Here is a 17444-nt window from a genome sequence, read left to right as displayed (position 1 = left end):
CGCGCAACCCGACCTGCCGGTCGGGCGATCCTGCGGATGGGCCGGCTGAAGAGTCCCGCCGCGGCGCACGCAAGCAGCGCGGCCGTACACACGAGGGTCCCGGCTCGAGGTCCGAGCGCATGGGCAACCGATCCGATGCCAGTTGCGAGCGACCAGTCCCAACCCCACAACCGAAAAGGCCGCACTCAACAAGCTTCTCACCGCCCTCGAGTTAATACGGCTGGTGCGCGCTGGTCCGCATCAGCAGACCGGCGCGGGCCGGACCAGAGCAAACTTCTGCCCAGTGTAAGGTTTTGGCCCGCGCAGCGGGACCCGCCGTCCTACAACGTTGCCCATGCGACGATGAATCGGCAATCAGGCCATTGCCCTTATCAGACGGCACACACGGTTGCCCTGGCACCGCGCTTTCCTGAACGATGAATGCCTCTCACGCAGCGTTCCTGACCCGCCGGTGTCACCATGAACGAACCTCACCGATCGCGGACAACACCGACGTAACTCGCGTCGTATGCAATCCCAGATTTGATGATTACCCGGAGGAAACAGTTGCCGGGCCGCCGCCCGGCAGAAATGGACCGGCCTCGGCTGCGAAGCCCCGGCTCAGCTACCGCTCAGCGACGAGTACAGCGTCATCGGAACCGCCCAGACCACCTATGCCTGATCTTGGGTCGACATCATGGCTGTCAGTTCGTTCAGGAGCCTATGCGATTCGCCTGCTCTCCCCTTTGCTAACTCGCCGAATTTTCCGACCGAACGTGCCGCCACCGACTGGTAGAGATCTACCGCGACCTTGAGCCAGCTCGACTTCTTCTCCGGCGGCCACGGAAACGGATCGGCCGTCCCGGCGATCAACGCTGCTCGCCTGATCGCTTCCGCGCGGCGGAACTTGTTCACCGAGAGCTCGTCTGAGTACACAAAATCCATCAGGATCCGGCATGCGTCGAAACAATCGTAGGCACGCCGCGCGGATCTGACTGCTCGCGCCATCGCGTCCAAGTCCTCGATCGTTTCCGAACGACCGGCAACAGCTGACAGGAGCTCAGAGTGCCGCAGGTAGAGTTGCCCAATGCCTTCAATAAGGTCGATTTCGGTGAAATGTTCGTCAAGCAGCTTAGCCAGGTTATCGGTGGTGTTGATTAAATTGTCGCCGATCTCGCCGTCTCCGGCGGATCCGCCGTCGGCGTCTTCCGACTGGAGCCGACGCCGGTTAAGATACTGACCGATGCTCGCCGCGTAGTCGTCACCGATCTTGTCATGGAATTCTTTGTCGATCGGGCTCCAGTCGAGTTCGCCGCCAGCTTCCAGGAGAATACGGTCGTACAGGACGACCACACGTTTCGGGTTGAACTCGTGACTGAGCGGCTCAGCGAGATGATCAACTGCCCTGCGCATGACGGATTCGACGGAAACACCGTCGGTTCCGCCGTAGCGGGCCATCGCGAGGAGCACCTCCGCGACCTCAAGCTGGGCTTGACGCCGGTGCTCGCCGTTTCGTGCAGTGAGGATCACTCCTTCAAAAATTTCGGCCGCTGCGGCGTAATTCCACAGATATCGTTGGAATCGCGCGCGAGCAAAAGCGATTCTGGTGTCGTGAGGCCATAGCTCATCCGCCCGATCGAGGATGCCCAGCACCTTGTCGCAGTGCTTCCCCGTACTTGCCGCGTCTAGATGATGTTCATAGGCGGGCCTTGTTTGCCAGTACTCTCGCTCGAGATCTGTACGCAGCAATGTTGTCTCGACGGTCGGACCGTAACGCTTTTCGTGGCCATCCAGGACACGCGACCGGTCTCGGTAGATACGGAGCAACTGCTCCAGCTTCCTCTTGTTGTCGTCGAGCCCGCTCATTTGAACAACGCCTCGGAGACCACGCCCGTCCTGACGCCATTGCTCCACGATGCATAGACGCGCCAAGGCCGCATTCCTGGGGCTCAGGAAGTCTTCGTTTCTCAGCCACTGCTTGGCCTTGCTCAAGACCTGACGCCGCATTGCCGAAGGCTTCTGGTCACTTCGTCTGACTATGGCCAGATCGTCGAGTGCACGTAGGCATTCCAGCCACACGCGGTATCCGTCGGCGCTTGCACATTCTGCCACTGCTCGCGCGGCGTACCGCTCCGCCTCTCGTGCTTCCGCTACGGCCCGCCGCGCATGATCGTTCTCCCGAAGGACAGCGGCTTTGAACGCGACCGCCTCGGCCAGGTCAAGCAGAGCGCCGGAGTCGCCATTTGCCGACTGCGCGAGAATGGCCTGATGGTGCGCTCGCAGCAGGCTCACGACGGAGTTCGCTCCGTCAAGCCGCAGCGAAGGGTCGGCCTGGTGCCGCGCGACGGCCTTCAGAAAGCGTGCCACCGCGCGGCACATAGCCAGTGACCAGGCCTCCGAAACCCCGTGGTGGAAAGTCAGCACGCCAAGCGCCGAGTCCGCAGCGTCGGCTCGATCCTGGTCATTTCGGAGTTCGAGCGCGTGGTTCCTGGCAGCATTCAGATAACGCTTAGACCAAAGATATCGGAGTGCCATGGTTGGCGCGCACTCTTCCAATCCGCGTTTGTTCAGGAACATCGCCTCGTGCAGAGCGTCGATCCGTTCTTGTTCGTCGCGGGCCAGCCGCGCGACCGTGTTCGCCGCGCGAGCGCCGAGCCATAGCCGGTTGGCCAGGCCAACAGTGGTGATCGGTTCAGGCAACATCGCGATCAGATCGAACGCCGCCGCGGCACTCGACCGAGCGCTCGTGGCCTGGTGCTCGTTCAACTGGACCTCGGCAGTGTTCAAGAACCACGAGGTTGTCGCCGCGATCCGGCCCGTCCTTCCTTTTGCGATGCGCGCCGCGTTCTCGTGCAATGTACTGGCAAGTTCAAGCCGGATCGGTAGGAGCTCTCGGTGGCAATTGAAGCGTCTTCCGCCGAAGTACATCGCACTGTCGAGCGCACGAATCATCTGGGATGTCAGGTCCGGTCCCTGCTCTCTCAACACCGCCGCCGCCTGCTCGCATACGCTGACAAAGCTCTGTGTTGCCGCTGCCGTCGGCTGTTCTCGCATCCGCACGTTGAGGCTGGAGACCACACGGTAGAGCCTGGCGCTCGGCGACATCAGGTCTGAGTCTGTTTGCGCCTCTTCTTCGAAGGTTCCGGCCGGGTCGACTGGCAGCACCAGTGCTTCCATATCTGCCGAATTAGCAAGCTGCTCAAGCTGGCGCATCAACTTCGGCGCCTTGACCGGGACGTGCTGCTTCAGCCAGCCCACCGCACATTCGACTGCATACAAGAGAGAAAGGCGTGCTTCGTCGCTGTCGTACTCCGAGACACGCGAGAATTCGCTGTCGAAGAGCGCGAGCGCCGTCCGGGCCAGTGCCGCGTCGAGCACCGTGACGTCCGAGGCGGCTGGTCCGAGCGCACGCGTTTCCCCTGGTCGCAGTCTCTTCTTTGCGCGTCCGCCGAAAGCGACGAGAAGCAGGTTCCTGAGAGCTTCACGCGTCGCGGGGCTCAACTCGTATTGCCCGTCGCCAGATGGCCGCAATTCGACAAGCACGCTTTGGTCGACCAGCCGCTCGAACAAATCTCGGTTGAGGCCCGCGTCCTCGAATGCCTTTTTGCTCAGACCATCTCCCCGCGTGAGCGACCAAATCATCAGCGGGGCTAGCGCAGACGGAGCATTGTCGCTGTCTACCAGCACGCATCCGGTAGCCTCCAACTCCGCGGTCACGGTGGCTCGGCACGCGTCCAGCAAATCCAGGGCCAACTCATCTGGATCCGCGGCGTGCTCTGCGAGGTGCGGATGCCTCTGGGTGTACGCGTCGACGCCGAACAGCAGAATTGGCGGCCGGAGCACGCGCGGGTCGTTAGCCGAGCCGATAACCTCCCGCGCATGGGTCTTGATGTTGTACTTTCCGAGTTCGGCCGTCAGCAGTTCGGCTGCCTCTACTTCGGTCAGGGCTCGAAGCTCTACCGGTGGCATGCGGCGCAACTGCCGCTCGCCGTCGACGTCCAGTTCCGTTGTGCTCGCGATCAGCACTACCGACCGGCCGAACGCCGAATTGGCCAGAACCTGATCGAGGTCAGCCTCGAGGTCGGCAACGTCCTCCCCGAACCGCGCGCAGTCGATCACAGTCACCAAGTCCCGCGGGCCGACCGCGCCGGGAAGGATGCTCAAGGCGAACTGAATCTTCTTTGTCGTCGAACCGATGTCGTCGAAGTCCTCGACCGTGAACAAGTCTGCTTTGATCAGGCTCGCCAAGCGGCGGGAAACCGGAAACTGGCTTCCGCCGCCTGGTACATCCAGTCCCAAGTACGCCCAAGGCCGGTCGTGCGGCAGCAAGCGGGCGAAGCTGTCGTCCGTCAGCAGCCGGTTGATGAAAGTCTTCTTCCCCATATGCTCAGGGCCGACGACGGAGATCACCTTGCCCGCTGAAACAAACGAGCGTGCGGTCTCGAGCTCTCTGCCCCGGCCCACATAGAGCTTGGGCCGTTCCGTGGGAAGAGGCCGCAACCACGGCGGGCGACTCGTGTCGGGCATCGCCTGTGACGCGGGCGTGCCCGAGAAGACCAACGTCTCGTCCTCGTCGCTGCCTGCCTTAAACCATATGTGACTGGGAGTTTGGCGAGCATCTCCTGTTGCTTGCAGTTCCCTGAACCTGGCGTTGACTGCGTCGCGCACGGAGTCAAAGTCAACCGGCCAAGTGTTCCCGCCGTAAGCATGCAGCGCCTCAAGGACGACTTCTGAGAACTGGCCGGTCTGCCGGGTGTCCGAGTTTCCCGCCCTCTCACCGTCGCTCGCTGCGAACAGCACTCGTTGATCACGGAAGGTCTCGTCGGCCCGAACGAATCCCTCGTCGGGCAGTCCCGCCTCCCAACCCATCGTCTTCGCGTACGTCAGACAGGAATCGATCACCACATGTTGGCGAGGGTGTCCGGAATATGCGTTAGTCCGCATTGCCGCCAAGAGGCTGGTGAGGTTCAAGTTACGCCGGTCATGGGTGACAGCTTCCGGATAGATCAACCGCCTGATTCCGTGGTCGTCAACCACGCCATGCCCACCCCACTGAATGAATAGCAAGTCGCTGTTCTCTTTAGGGAGCCTGGTCGCGAACCGATTTCGGATCGTCTCGCCGCTCGCAGCGACAGCTTCGACGCCTTTCGCTTTCTCTTTCTCGACCAGATGACGGTTGGCTTCGATCGGCGCGCTCAGCAGCGTGATGTTCTTGGGTGGCACGCCCTGGTCGAGCAGCCAGTCGACGAAGCGGCACGCGTCAGGCACCGGACCGTCGAGGCGCCAAAGTTCGCCCGCCACGTACTCTTCGATCCCCACCACGACGGCGACCGTCCGGTCCGGACGGCCGATCACGGCAGCACCTCGTCGAGCAAGCGGTAGAAGCGGCTGTTCTTCCGGCAAAAATAGGACGTGTGCGAGCCGGGAAACGGAGTCCGGTTGTCGACCCGATGATCGGTCACCCTATTGGGAAAGACTCCGCTGCCGCGGTAGGCCAGCAGATCGCGATGATCGAAGATGTTGACCCACTGCGGAAAGGTAGGCGGCAGCGGCCGCCCGTAGGGCAATTGGGGCAATGCGTCCAGCTCGTAGAGCAAAGCGGCCTGCGTGCCGACAGTGACCAGCAATGTGACCTGGGGAAGCACGCGCATCGCGAGGAGCTCCACTGCCGCGATGCCGCCGAGGCTGTGGGCGAGCAGAATTACTGGGCCTTGCGTCGCAACAACCCGGTCGGCGATGAAATCACGGAGGCCCTGCCCGCGGGCTAAGTACTTCACTACGTCGCCAGCCATCGGCGTTGCAGCCTCCGACCAAGCGGATCGCTTGCGATCGACGAATCGGCTGCCTCCGGCGCGCATCGCGAGGTTCACCACTAGCTTGCCAGCTTCGGCTCCCAGCCCGCGTCCAGCCTCGCCCAATGCGTCGACAACGGCGCGAACTAGCTCGTCCCGCGTGTCACCGTCGAGGGAGGGCCCGTCGACCGCGGTGGCGGTGACGGCTTGCGCGACGATCGCCCGGGCCAGAGGGGGGCCGACCGCCACACCTGGCTCGTCAGCTCGCTGGAGCGCGGACATGCACACATTGTCGCCGAGCACAGTGCCGACTGCCTCAGCGAACGCGTCGGAGAGCCCAGCTTCAGACAGGAGCGCCGCGAGGCGATCGCCGGGCAGACTCCGGGCAGCGTGCGCAAGTCGCTCCCCGGTCGTTCTTTCGGACGGAGGTAAATCTAGGCCGCCTCTGCCACCCGAGCCGGGCGACGCCATCATCCTCAGTTCGAACAGCGGGTCGTTCTGAAGCGCCCACCAGAGAGCAAAATCGGGTTCGTCTCCGTCTGTCATCCCGCGCGTAGTGGAGGTCGGGATCGTTACGCCGCCTGCTTCGAGCCGAGCGCCATGCGCATCGCCCCAGTAACAGCTGGTGAGCACGGACCCAGGACGGATGCGCTCAAGGCCAGCGCGCACCTCGTCGAATGTCACGTCGTACGCGGGCTTGCGTACCCCAGTTCCGTGCACGAACACGACCCTCATATGGCTCACTCCCAGTGCATCGATCCTGCAGCAAGAAGGGAGTCGGCCAGTGCATGCCAGCTGTTACGAGCCATGATCTCTTCACCCTCGCGGCGACCGCAGCCACGCGATGCGGCGGCCGGCCCGCCGTTTGCCATACCTCGGCGGCTTTTGCCGTTCTTTTCGCATCGCGAAAATGGCGCGAGTCCACGAAAATGGTGCTGCATAACAGCAAGTATTCGTTTGCAGGCCGGTCCGCGCGGTGAACGGCGAGTTCACCGTGGATGCGCCGGTAGCCCCACGAGGGGTTCTCGGCCGCCAGACGGAGGACGAAGCGGCGGACCGAGGCGAGAGTACGCGGACGCCCAGGCCCCTCGGTTCACGCTCACGCGGGCGTGACGATGTTTCACCAGGTCGCGATGCCAACTCAGCACCGTGTCCGGGGTGACTAAGAGCCGGAGCCGACGCCCCCCCCCCGGGGGACAGCGGCACCAGCAACGCGGCAAGGAACATCTTGTCCTCTGGCCGAAGTCGGGGGCGCTGATCACCGAGCTGTCGTTGCAAGATGGTCAGTTGGCGGCGCAGGGCGAGTATCTCAACGGCCTTCTCCCGGTCGGCCATCGACAGTAGCCGCAACACCGCGAACACATGGACAACGGCAAGATAGACGAAGCGAACCAGCACGAGACGCGATCATGCCGGACCGCGAGCGGTCACCCGCCGATGACCCTTGACCTGTACGGACGCATTTCTCGGCACGTACAGGGCCGAGCGGCCCCACCCCGAGCCGGGTGCGCGCAAGGTGTCGGCGGATATCGGCTTCTGGTGAGCCGCACGATGAGCGGCTCCTTCTCTCCGAGGCTGAGCCAAGAGCGCGCTCAATGATTGCTCGTTCGTCCGCTTGCGGTGGGATGTCCTCGTCGAAGTTCGGGGCCCCGCCTACGACGCATCCGCACAGCCCTGCCGCGCAGTCGAGATCAGTCTTCGCCGGGCTGCTGGTTCTGACCGTTAGAGTCGTGAAGTTATCGATACTCAGGATCGGGCAGCCACTGGCCGTCCGCGAGAAGCGTGGACGGCACGCGAAACACAGCCGGTTCGCCGTCGAGCGCCCATCGGAAAATGTTTTCGCGACCAGTCAGCACTTCCGCGATGACCTTTGTCATCGGCCCGGGATGTTCGCGCCAGAAGCCGCCCCCTTGGCTGTAGTAGGTAACGCGCCATCGGTTGGGGTCGGACGGCTCGGTGATCCAGCAGAGCATGCCGCCCTGGCCGTCGTGCCCCCAAGGCAGGAGCCCTCCCGGCTCAGGAAAAACCCGGTAGCTCGTGTCTTCAAGGTATTCGAGATCGTCGTCTCTGAGAATTTCAAGAATTCCGTGAATCTCTTCTCGAATAAAATCGGCGTAGTCCGTCCGCCTGTCGATCGGATTCACTACCGTGATCACGTTTCGGTACGTACCCGACGGGAATCGGTTCAGCAGTTCTTTGTAATCATCCGGCAGCACTGTGCCGATGTCCTGTTCGACCGTGGACCAGGCGCGACCAGGATTGACCTGGCCGTACCATCGTGCGATTCGCGCGATCTCGTCGACCGCCGGCAATGGGTCTGCTGAACTCATAAGATCCTCGTTGGCTCACTCGGACGGACGTACTGGTCGGCTATCAGTAGCAGAACTTGACATCGTTGTTCGGAGAATGACCGTCTTTGATGTTTTCGATGGTGGCTTGACAACGGTAGCCGTTGTTGCCGATGACGTCGATGAAGACCCACTGCGGCGCCCACGCGGTCCTGCTCGGGTACTGGACCCACACACGGTAGATGATCTCGGTGTCGGTCTTGTACTTCAGGGCCCGGGCGGCGGCGTTCTCGACCCTCTTGACGTCGGACAGGTTGACCTGGTGGTACTCGTTGACCATATTCTCGATCACGTTCGGTCCGCTGAGCCGGGCGGGCACAAGGTGACCGGCGTGGAAGATGTTGCTGTTGTATCCGGCCGGCTGCGGCCGGTCTCTGTCGTCCTTGGTGAGTCTGGTGGCGCAGACGATTCCGCTGGTCGCTCGTAGCGCCGGGTCGCCGAGGTAGGTGAAGGGTTCCATGTCCCCGTTCTTGGGATCATCGGGCTTCATGGTGCCGTTGGCGCAGTCGTCGAGCTTCTTCTTGTCTTTGGTGGGGTCGAGCCGGATTCCGGGTGCGGGGTCGACTCTGGGGGCGGGTTTGTTGAGTTCTGCTTCTTTGTCGACGACGGTGCAAGTCTCTCCCCCACCACCGGCTAGTGCGGGTGCGCGGCATTTGATGAGGCCGCGGACATAGTTGCGGAGGTTGGTGGTGATGCGTCGGGCGGCGACGACGGCGTCCTTGAACGACCGGATGCCCTTGACGATGCGGACGGTGGCCGAGACGGCGTCGGGAATCTTGGAGAGGACGGAGATGAACTTGAACAGGGGCAAGGCGTTGACAACGGTCATGATGCAGGCGATGAAGTCGCCTTCGGTGAAACACTTCTTCGCGTCGGTGTAGCCGATGAGGTCGAGCAGGACCTGCCCGCCTTGTTCGGTGATGAACCCCATGAGGCCGGCGTTGGCCTTGACGCGGTTGTTGTTGTAGTCGTCGACTCCTTGCTGGCCCTTCTCCTTGCGGAGGACGGTTTCCTCGTCCGCGGTGAGCGCGGGGACCTCGCTGTCGTCGTTGATCGCCTCTTCCGCGGCCTTGCGCTGCTCCTCCTCGTCGGCCTTGCGCAACTCCTCCTGGAGTTTGGCGAGTTCGGCTTGGATGTCCTTGGCGTCGTTGGCGGCGTTCTTCGCGCGAGTTTCGGCGTCGCGGGCGTAGTTCTCGGCGTTGGTGGCCGCGTCGTTGGCGTCCTTGGCGTGCTGCTCCGCCCGGTCGGCTGCCGCACGCGCGGCCTCGGCATCCTTGGCGGCTTGCGCTGCCGCCTGTTGCGCCGCGGCGGCGTCGTTGGCGGCGCGGGTAGCGGCAGCGGAGGCTTCGTTGGCGGCCCGGGTGGCGTTGTCCGCGGCGGTGCGGGCGGCGCGGGCGTCGGCTTCGGCCTGGTCAGCAGACAGCCCGGCCAGCGCGGCGTCGGCGGCGGCCTGGTTCGCGGCGACGCGGGCGGCTTGGGCGTCGGCCTGGGCCTGGGTGTCGACAACATTGGCGTCGGCGGCGGCTTGACGGGCCCCGGCGGCTTCCTTGGCGGCCTCGGCGGCGGAAGCCTGGGCGTCGGCGGCGGATCGTGCGGCGGCGGAGGCCGAGTTGGCGGCGTCGGCGGCTGCTTGGTAGGCGGGGGCGACTTCGCCGGCGGCGTTTTTCGCGGCTTCGGCGGCGATACGGGCGCGTTCGGCGGCGTCGTTGGCCGCGGCCTGGGCGGCGTCGACCTGGCTGGCGCCGGTGTCGCGAGCCCGGTTGGCGACGTTCTGCGCGAAGTCGGCGTCGACATCGGTGCCGGCGAACGGCGCGGCCATCCCGATCGCGGAGTCGGCCGGGTTGGCGATGCCGGACGCGGACTGCACCGCCGCGCTGGCGGCACGGGTGGCGATGCCCGCTTGCAGCGCGGCGGTCGATGCCTCCACAGCGGAGGCGTTGGCTTCGTCCTGGGTGCGCTGCGCGGCCTCTAGCGCCTGGGCGGACTTGACCGCCGTCTGCTGGGCCAGGTCGGCAGCGTTGCGGGCATTCTGCGCAGCCCGGGCTTCCGCAGCGGTGGCGTCGGCGGCGGCGGCGTTGGCGCGCATCGCCGCCTGGTGGACAAGCGCGGCCTCGGATTCAGCGCGCGTGGCGTCTTGGTCCGCCCGCGCGGCAGCGGCCTGCGCTTCGGTGGCGGCGACACGGGCCCGTTCGGCCGCAGCTTCCGCGTCGTCAGCGGCAGCACGGGCCTGGGAGGCCGCGGCCTGGGCGCGGTCGGCAGCGGCACGGGAGTTGCTGGCCGCGAAGTTCGCCTGGATCGCCGCGCTACGGGCGTTCGCGGCGGCGGTGCCGGCGGCGTCGGCGTCCGACCGTGCTTGCCTCGCGGCTGCGGCGGCTTGGTCGGCGTCGGCGCGGGCCTGGTGCGCGGCGTTCCAGGCACGGTCTTTGTCGCCCTGGGCGACTTCGACCATGCCCTGCGCCTTTTGCGCAAGGGCTTCGAGGACTTCGGCCTTACGCTTGAGGGTCTCCGCCGATTTCCCGACCTCGGCGGCGTAGTCGCGGGCCTGGTGCGCGTTGGTTTCCTGGGTTTGCGCGTCGGCGTCGGCGTCGTGGGCGGTCTTTTCCTGGCGTCGGGCGTCCTTGCTCCGGTCGGCAGCGATCTGTTCCTGGTGCTGGGCATCACCGCGTTTCTGTGCGGCGATATCGGCCTGTCCTTCGGCTTCGCGGCGTTTCTGGGCGGCGACGTTGGCTTCGCGCAACGCGACGTCGCGTTGCTGGGCGGCTTCGCGCTGCTTGGCCTCGGCTTCGGCGCGCTTCGCTGCGGCCTGCTGCCGGTTGGATTCGGCTTCGGCGCGTTTGGTCGCGGCGGTGTCGCGTTCGCGTTCGGCGGCGGCGCGGGAATCCTTGACGTTCTGCGCGTGCTGCTGCGCCTGGTGCAGGGCGGCGAGCGCGTCGGCGTGGGACTGCTTGGCCCGAGCGGCTGCAGTGGCCGCGGCGGCGGCCTGGTCGGCGGCGGCTTGGGCCAACTGCCGGGCCGCGGCCGCGTTCACCTCGGCGTTGGCACGCCACTGGCGAGCGTTTTCCTCGTGCGCCTTGGCCTTCTCCGAAGCGTCCGTGGCCGCCGCGTCGGCGGCGATCGCGTCCACGGCGTGCGAAGCGGTGTCCGCTGCTTGTTTCGCAGCGGTCGCGGACGCGCCCATCGACTGCACGACCTTCGCCCATTCCGAACCGTGCGGCATCCCGTTCTGCACCAGGATGTTCGCCTGCGCCACCGCCGCGCCCGCGGCGGCCTGAGCGTTCTGGGCATCGGTGGCCGCGTTGGCGACGTGACGGGCGACCTCGTCCTTCGCCCGTTGGTACAGCTCCGGGTGGTAGCTGTGGCCGGCCTGGTCGGCCGCGAGGGTTTTCGCGATGTCGCGTGAGGTGTTCGCGGCGGCGGTCATGTCGTTCGCAGCCCGTTCCAGCGCGCGGACGCCGTCGGCGTGGGCGGAGAGCAGGTACCGGCGCGCGGTCATCGCCCGCGCCGTGCGCTGCGCGAGATCGGACGCGGCCTCAGCCTCCTTGCGCTGCCGCTCCAAATCCGCCAGATGCTTCTCGCGCGCATCCGCGTCGCGTTTGGCGGCCTCGAGATACCCGGTCGCGAAGAACTGCTCGATCGCTGCATCCCCTTGCGCTAAAGCCGCTTTCGCCGCGGCGGAGACTTCCGGTCCGCCGAGGTCGGCGACCATCTGCACGTATCCGCGACGCCGGGACTTGTACTCCTGGTCGTAGGCGTTGTTCCGGCGGTCCTCTTCCGCGGCGATGTCGCGCTCGTAGGCGAGGAAGTTCTCCCGGGCGCGGGCGTCTCCCTTCAGCGCCCGTTCCACGGCGGCGTTGAACGCCGGGCCGCCCTGTCCGGCCAGCGGTTCGATCAGCGCACGGTTGGCCGCGTCCGCATCGGCTTTCCGTTTCCTGGCCTTGGCTCTGGCATCCATGTTGCCGTGCGCGAAGAACTCGTCGATCGCACCCGCGTCGCCGGCGTCCGTGCGGCGCAGAGTCTCCCGCGCGGCATCGCGGACCTCCTGGTCCTCGTCATGATCGGCGATGTCGGTGACCAAGTCCCGCTGCATCTGCTTGATCAGCGCAGCGTCCTCGGGATCCAGCTCCCCCGCGGCCGCATGCGCGGCGACGGCCGGAGGCTTCTTGTCCGGCGGCTGCCACTGCCCGTGAACCGCCGTTGCCGCCGACGCGGCAACGGCGTTCTCGCCTTCCCCCGCGGTCACGGCCAACAGAGCGGATGTCATCGCGACGACGAGGCCCCGATGCCATCCGGAGATCACCGCGGCGTGTCTTCTCGGTCTTCTGGACAGTTTGCGCACAGCAACGCACCCCTCGTCGACAGAACAGAGCGCACGGCACCGCCCCGGCGGAGCCGCGGAAGATCAGCGGAGAACGGGTTCAGGCGGGTTTCGACATCCGGTCGAAACCCGCCTGGGCCTGGCCCGAGATGTCGGTCCAGTGCACGGTCTGCCCGGTCGCGAACGAGTCTTCGCTGGACCAGGCAGTGCGGTTCTTGTTCGCGGACGCGGTGACCGAGGCCCAGACCGGGTCGGTCTTCCCGGCGTAGCGGTCCACGACGGACTGCCAATGCCGAGCCTGCTCGGCGCACAGCCGCTGCTCGGCGTCCCATGCCGTGCGAGCGGATTCGGCTTTGTCCTTGGTCGTTGCCCACGCCCGGGCGGCAACGGCGCGAGCCTGCTCCGCGGCCGCGCCGCTGGCGGCGAGCGCTTCCTGCTCAGCTTCCCGCGCATCGGCCAGCAGACCGGGGATGAGCGCGTAGTAGCGCGCTCCCGCTTCCTGGCTGCGCTGCCGGAAGAACTCGACGTCCAGTTCCGCCGCGGCCATCCAGTCGGTCGCGTAGAACTCCCGGATGTCGGCGTCCGTGCTGCCCTGGCGCAGCGCGTGCTGCGCCGCGAGCCGGACCTGTTCGCCCGGGTCGTTCTGCGCCAGCGATGCCACGAAGTCCCGGTCGGCCTGCGCGATCTCCTGCCGATGCGCCTCGTCGGCTTCGCGGGCCTGCGTGTCCAATGCCCTGGCCTCGGCGAAACCCGTGCGGGCGAAGGCTTCCCGGTCCGCGTCCGTGCCGCGCAGCGCCCGGTCAGCGGCCTCGTGCACCCGCGGTGAGTACGCCGCGCTGTAGGAAACCAGCACCCGCTGCGCGAAATCCCGGTTGCGGGCCGCATTCTGCTGAGACCGCTGCCGGGCCTCCGCGAACCCGGTCAGCACGAACGCCTTCAGCGCGGCCTCCCCCTCGGGCGACCGAATCGCATTCCATGCCGCCACTCGGACTAATATCTCGGAGTTGTACAGAGCAATCTGCCTGACCATCGGATACCAGGTCGAATCCTCGATCCCCGAAATCCGGAAAACTTGAATTCCGCTGCCAGTCAACGGATTCGCAGCGGAATCCTCAACATTCACGGTTGCCAGCAATGTCACGACCGCCGCACCGGCGGCAAGAGCACGTGAAAACACCGAGTCCCCCTCGCTTCCCCTCAACCCAGGATCACCCGAACGTGAGAACAATGGCAGGAAAACGGCATCTCGAAAGAGTGTATGTGACGACCGTCACAGCAGGTAACGCCGCTGTGGTCTAGACCGATCACACTCTCGGTAAAGGTGTGATTACCCGCCTCGCTCCGTTTATCCGGAGGCGTCGAGCATTCTTTTTAGCGCGCGTTCACGCGCGCATTTCTTGTGCGCCATTTATCCTGGCAGGGGGAGTTTCGTGACACGTTCTGATTCGTTATCCGCTCCGCGCTCAAGGCGGCCGCGCGAGAATCTCGCCCGCGCGGCCGCCGTCGCTCTCGTCGCAGGCGTCCTCGCCACCGCGGCTCCGATCACCGCGGCCGCAGCCCCGCACCCTCCCAGCGCGGCAGCCGAGGGCACGCCCGCGCCCAAAGCGTCCAACGGCGGCCCGGACGCCCGCCTCGCCGTCGGCGGCGACCTGACCTCGGCACCGGCCAAAGACCCGGCACCGGCAGCGCAGTCCTCGGAGGTGGAAAAGGGCAACGCGGCCGCGTTGCTGGGCATCGTGGCCGGGCCCGAGCTGTTGATCCTGTCCGACCGCGACTTCGTCGCAGCGATGTACCGGGCCGCCGCCGACCTGGACAAGCCGCGCCCGCTCGAGCCTTTGCACCAGACCGTGCGCGAACGCGCGATCGACGCGATCATCGCCGGCGACGACGCCGCCACCGCCTACATCAAGACCGGAATGGCCGCCGCCAACGCCGTCGACCAGAAGATCGACACCGACCGCCGCGAAGCGCAGAGTAAAGAACGCGAAGCGAAAGCCAGAGCCGCCAAGGTGATCAGTGTCGCCGTCACCAACACCGACCTGGACAAGACCGTCTACGACTTCATCGTCCTGCTCGACCTCAAAGCCGACGACCACAAGGACACCGCCGTCAAGGCCGCCGCCCGCGCCGCGCTGAAAGGCAGCGCCGAGGACCAGTGGCGTTTCCTCACCGACGGCATCATCACCGAGCACGACAAGGACACCAAGCGCCTGATCGACGAGGACACCACCCGCGACGAAGCGCAAAAGGCCGAAGCGAAAGCCCGCCAAGCCAGGGTCACCGCGGCTTCCTACGCGCTGAAGATCAGCATCACCGTCGACGACGACCTGGCCAAACTGCCCGACCAGAACTTCCTGCGCGAAGTCCTCAAACGCGCGCCCAAGGACAGTGAGGTCTACGTCGCCGCCTACGAAGCGTTCCTCAGCACCAACCCGGCCGACTGGAAAGCCTACGTCGACACCGGCGCGCAAGCCGCCGCCCAACGCGACTCCGACAAGGAGATGAAGAAGGCGGACGACGCGAACATCACCGCCATCACCGAGATCCGGACCCGGGCTGCCAAGAGCCTCGTCCATCCCGACCTTGTCGCCGCTGCCGACGCGGCACTGGCCGGGCAGCCCCTCGACCGGACCAAGTTCGTCGCCACCGGCCAGCACCTGCACCAGCGCCAGACGATCCGCACCGACGTCCGGCCCGACTCGGACACTTACCTGTCCGACACCGGCGGCACCGCCGCACTCGCCAAATGGACCCCGGGCACTCACCAGGAGATGACCTGGAACGTCACCCCGGGCCTGGGCGACCCGAGCTGTTTCTCGTTCGAGTCGACCGTCCGGCCCAATTCCTACCTGCACTGGCAGAGGCCCGCCTCGGGCGACCACGCGGACGTGGACGTCGCCCCGACGGACGGCAGCCCCGGTTTCCGGAACGAATCGACCTGGTGCGTCAAGTACGCCAAGGACAGCACCCGGACGATCGTCATCAGCCCCGCGAGCGCGCCCGACGCCTGGCTCTACGTTCCCGGTGTCTCCACGCTCCGCAGCATTGAGACCCCCGCGTCCTGGTTCGTCGAGGTCCCGCAAGCGCCCACGCCCTTCGACCGGCACTACAACGCCGACAAGCAGATCCAGGCCAAGCTCGGCAAGCCGGCCGGGGATCCGGTCCTCACCGCCGACGTCACCGGTTACCGCCCCTACGAGAAGGGGCGCATCTACCTGACCCGCGACAACGGACGCGCCACGGTCGGGGTCGTCTACAACGGACCGGTGCTCGACAAGCTTCTCGCCGTCTTCGGGAACACGCTGCTCCAGCAAACCGTGTACGACCAGTACGACTTCGACCTCGTCGGAACCAAAGGCCAGGCGCTCAACGTGCTCCGCCCGGCCGACAAAGCCATGCTGCACATCGCGTGGAGCGCGCAGAGCGGAGCACACGAGTTCCACGGCGAGATCGCCAACCGCTGGCAACCGGCCTTCGGCTACCCGACGACCGACGAAACCGCCTCTCCCACCGGCGGAGCCCTCTACAACCACTTCACCACCGCGTCGATCTACTACCTCCCCGCACAAGCCGCAACGCGCGTCGTGACCGGGGAGATCCACAAGAAATACGCCGCGCTGAACTACGAAAGCGGCCCACTGGGCAACCCCGTCACCGAAGCCACCCCATTCGGCTCCAACGGCGGCCTCGTCCAGCGCTTCGACGGCGGATCCATCTACTACACCCCCGCCGGCGGAGCCATGGCCGTCTACGGAGCCATCGGAGCCAAATACGCGGAATTCGGCAAGGAAACCGGAATCCTCGGTTACCCCGTCGCCGACACCGCCAAGACCGCCGACGGCAAGGGCGAATTCATCACCCTCAGCAACGGAGCCTCGATCTACTGGTCCCCCGCCACCGGAGCACACGCCGTCTACGGCGACATCCGGCTCAAGTGGCTCTCGCTCGGCGCGGAGAAGTCCTTCCTGGGCTTCCCGACCAGCGACGAACTGCCCCTGCCTAAGGGCCGACGCAACACCTTCGCCGGCGGACGGATCGACTACAGCAGCGAAAGCAGCCTCACCATCGCCTACTCCCTCGTCGCCGTCACCGCCAAGGCCGTCGAATTCAAGGGGGTCCAGTCCGGCCGCTGCATCCAGATCGCCGGAGTCGGCGACGGCGCCAAGGCAGACTTCGCCGGAGCCGAGCTCTGGGACTGCTTCCCCTCCGCGCCCAAGCAGATCTGGGACGTCGTCGACCTCGGCGGCAGCAAATACGCCCTGCAGAACCGCAACTCCGGCAAGTGCCTCGACCTCTACGCCGCGGGCGCGGACAACGGCGCGAACATCGCCCAGTACACCTGCCACTACGGCGCACCCCAGCAATGGGAAATCACCACCGCGCCCGGCAGCGCCGTCGCACTCCGCAACGTCGCCTCCGGCAAAGTCATCGAAGCCGCAGGAAACCAGACGGGGAACGCGACACTCGTCCAGCAATGGATGGACCTTGTGCACCCCAACCAGCAATGGACCATCATCACCGTCTAACCGCACAGCACCGCGATGAGCCGGTCGCCGCCACTGCGCGGCGACCGGCTCTCGTCGTTCATGCAAAGTCCGGCCGACAGCGCGCTTTACGCGTACGAGCGCAAACGGGTCTCCGCACCGGCACTGCTCGCCCCGACCGGCCTTTACGCTGAAGGACACCTTCCTCCGGGTCTGACTGTCCCCATCACCGCGCTGAACACACCGACAACTCATCACCCAGAGATCCCACCCCCGCCCTTTGAAGACCAACCCAGCCCTCTCCACCACGCCGACTAGCACGGAGGACCAACTCAATCGCCAGAAGAAAGTGAGCGAGAACGCGCCCGGTGCCAGGTATAACCCAATTCACGAAGAGTCTTCCCCGCGCGAGCGAGGGTAGTCCTGCGGGCGGCATCACCGCCGGAATCGCGGCCGCGTTTTCCTCGCGCGAGCGGGGGGTGGTCCCCAAGCGTTCCGCAACTCGCAAGTGTTCGGCGCGTTCTCC

General features: G+C 65.7%; 6 protein-coding genes. 1 reads left to right on the top strand and 5 read right to left on the bottom strand.

Features of this window, described 5'->3' with window-relative positions:
* Positions 1 to 651 precede the first annotated feature (651 nt).
* From ACZ63D_RS14190 to ACZ63D_RS14170, 5 genes are all read right to left on the bottom strand, one after another.
* On the bottom strand, positions 652 to 5334 hold the full coding sequence (locus ACZ63D_RS14190; RefSeq protein ID WP_465354708.1) for a hypothetical protein: 4683 nt from the start codon (positions 5332 to 5334) through the stop codon (positions 652 to 654).
* Entirely contained in the window at positions 5331 to 6506 is a 1176-nt protein-coding gene (locus tag ACZ63D_RS14185) for a hypothetical protein (protein ID WP_465354707.1), read from the bottom strand. The genes ACZ63D_RS14190 and ACZ63D_RS14185 overlap by 4 nt, the downstream gene beginning before the upstream one ends.
* Positions 6507 to 7507: 1001 nt before the next feature.
* Positions 7508 to 8101: an SMI1/KNR4 family protein gene (locus ACZ63D_RS14180; protein ID WP_465354706.1), complete on the bottom strand. Its 594-nt coding sequence runs from the start codon at positions 8099 to 8101 to the stop codon at positions 7508 to 7510.
* Positions 8102 to 8144: 43 nt separating this feature from the next.
* Positions 8145 to 12380 (bottom strand): DNA/RNA non-specific endonuclease, encoded by a 4236-nt coding sequence (locus ACZ63D_RS14175; RefSeq protein WP_465354705.1) that lies wholly within the window; start codon positions 12378 to 12380, stop codon positions 8145 to 8147.
* A gap of 154 nt (positions 12381 to 12534) precedes the next feature.
* The gene (locus ACZ63D_RS14170; protein ID WP_465354704.1) at positions 12535 to 13419 is read right to left on the bottom strand and encodes a hypothetical protein; all 885 of its coding nucleotides are present in this window, start codon (positions 13417 to 13419) and stop codon (positions 12535 to 12537) included.
* Positions 13420 to 13864: 445 nt separating this feature from the next.
* Between ACZ63D_RS14170 and ACZ63D_RS14165 the strand changes: the two genes are divergently transcribed.
* Entirely contained in the window at positions 13865 to 16960 is a 3096-nt protein-coding gene (locus ACZ63D_RS14165) for an RICIN domain-containing protein (protein WP_465354703.1), read from the top strand.
* Positions 16961 to 17444: the final 484 nt, after the last annotated feature.

Source organism: Amycolatopsis sp. NPDC104775, assembly GCF_055583325.1.
This window is presented reverse-complemented; position numbering and strand designations above follow the sequence as displayed.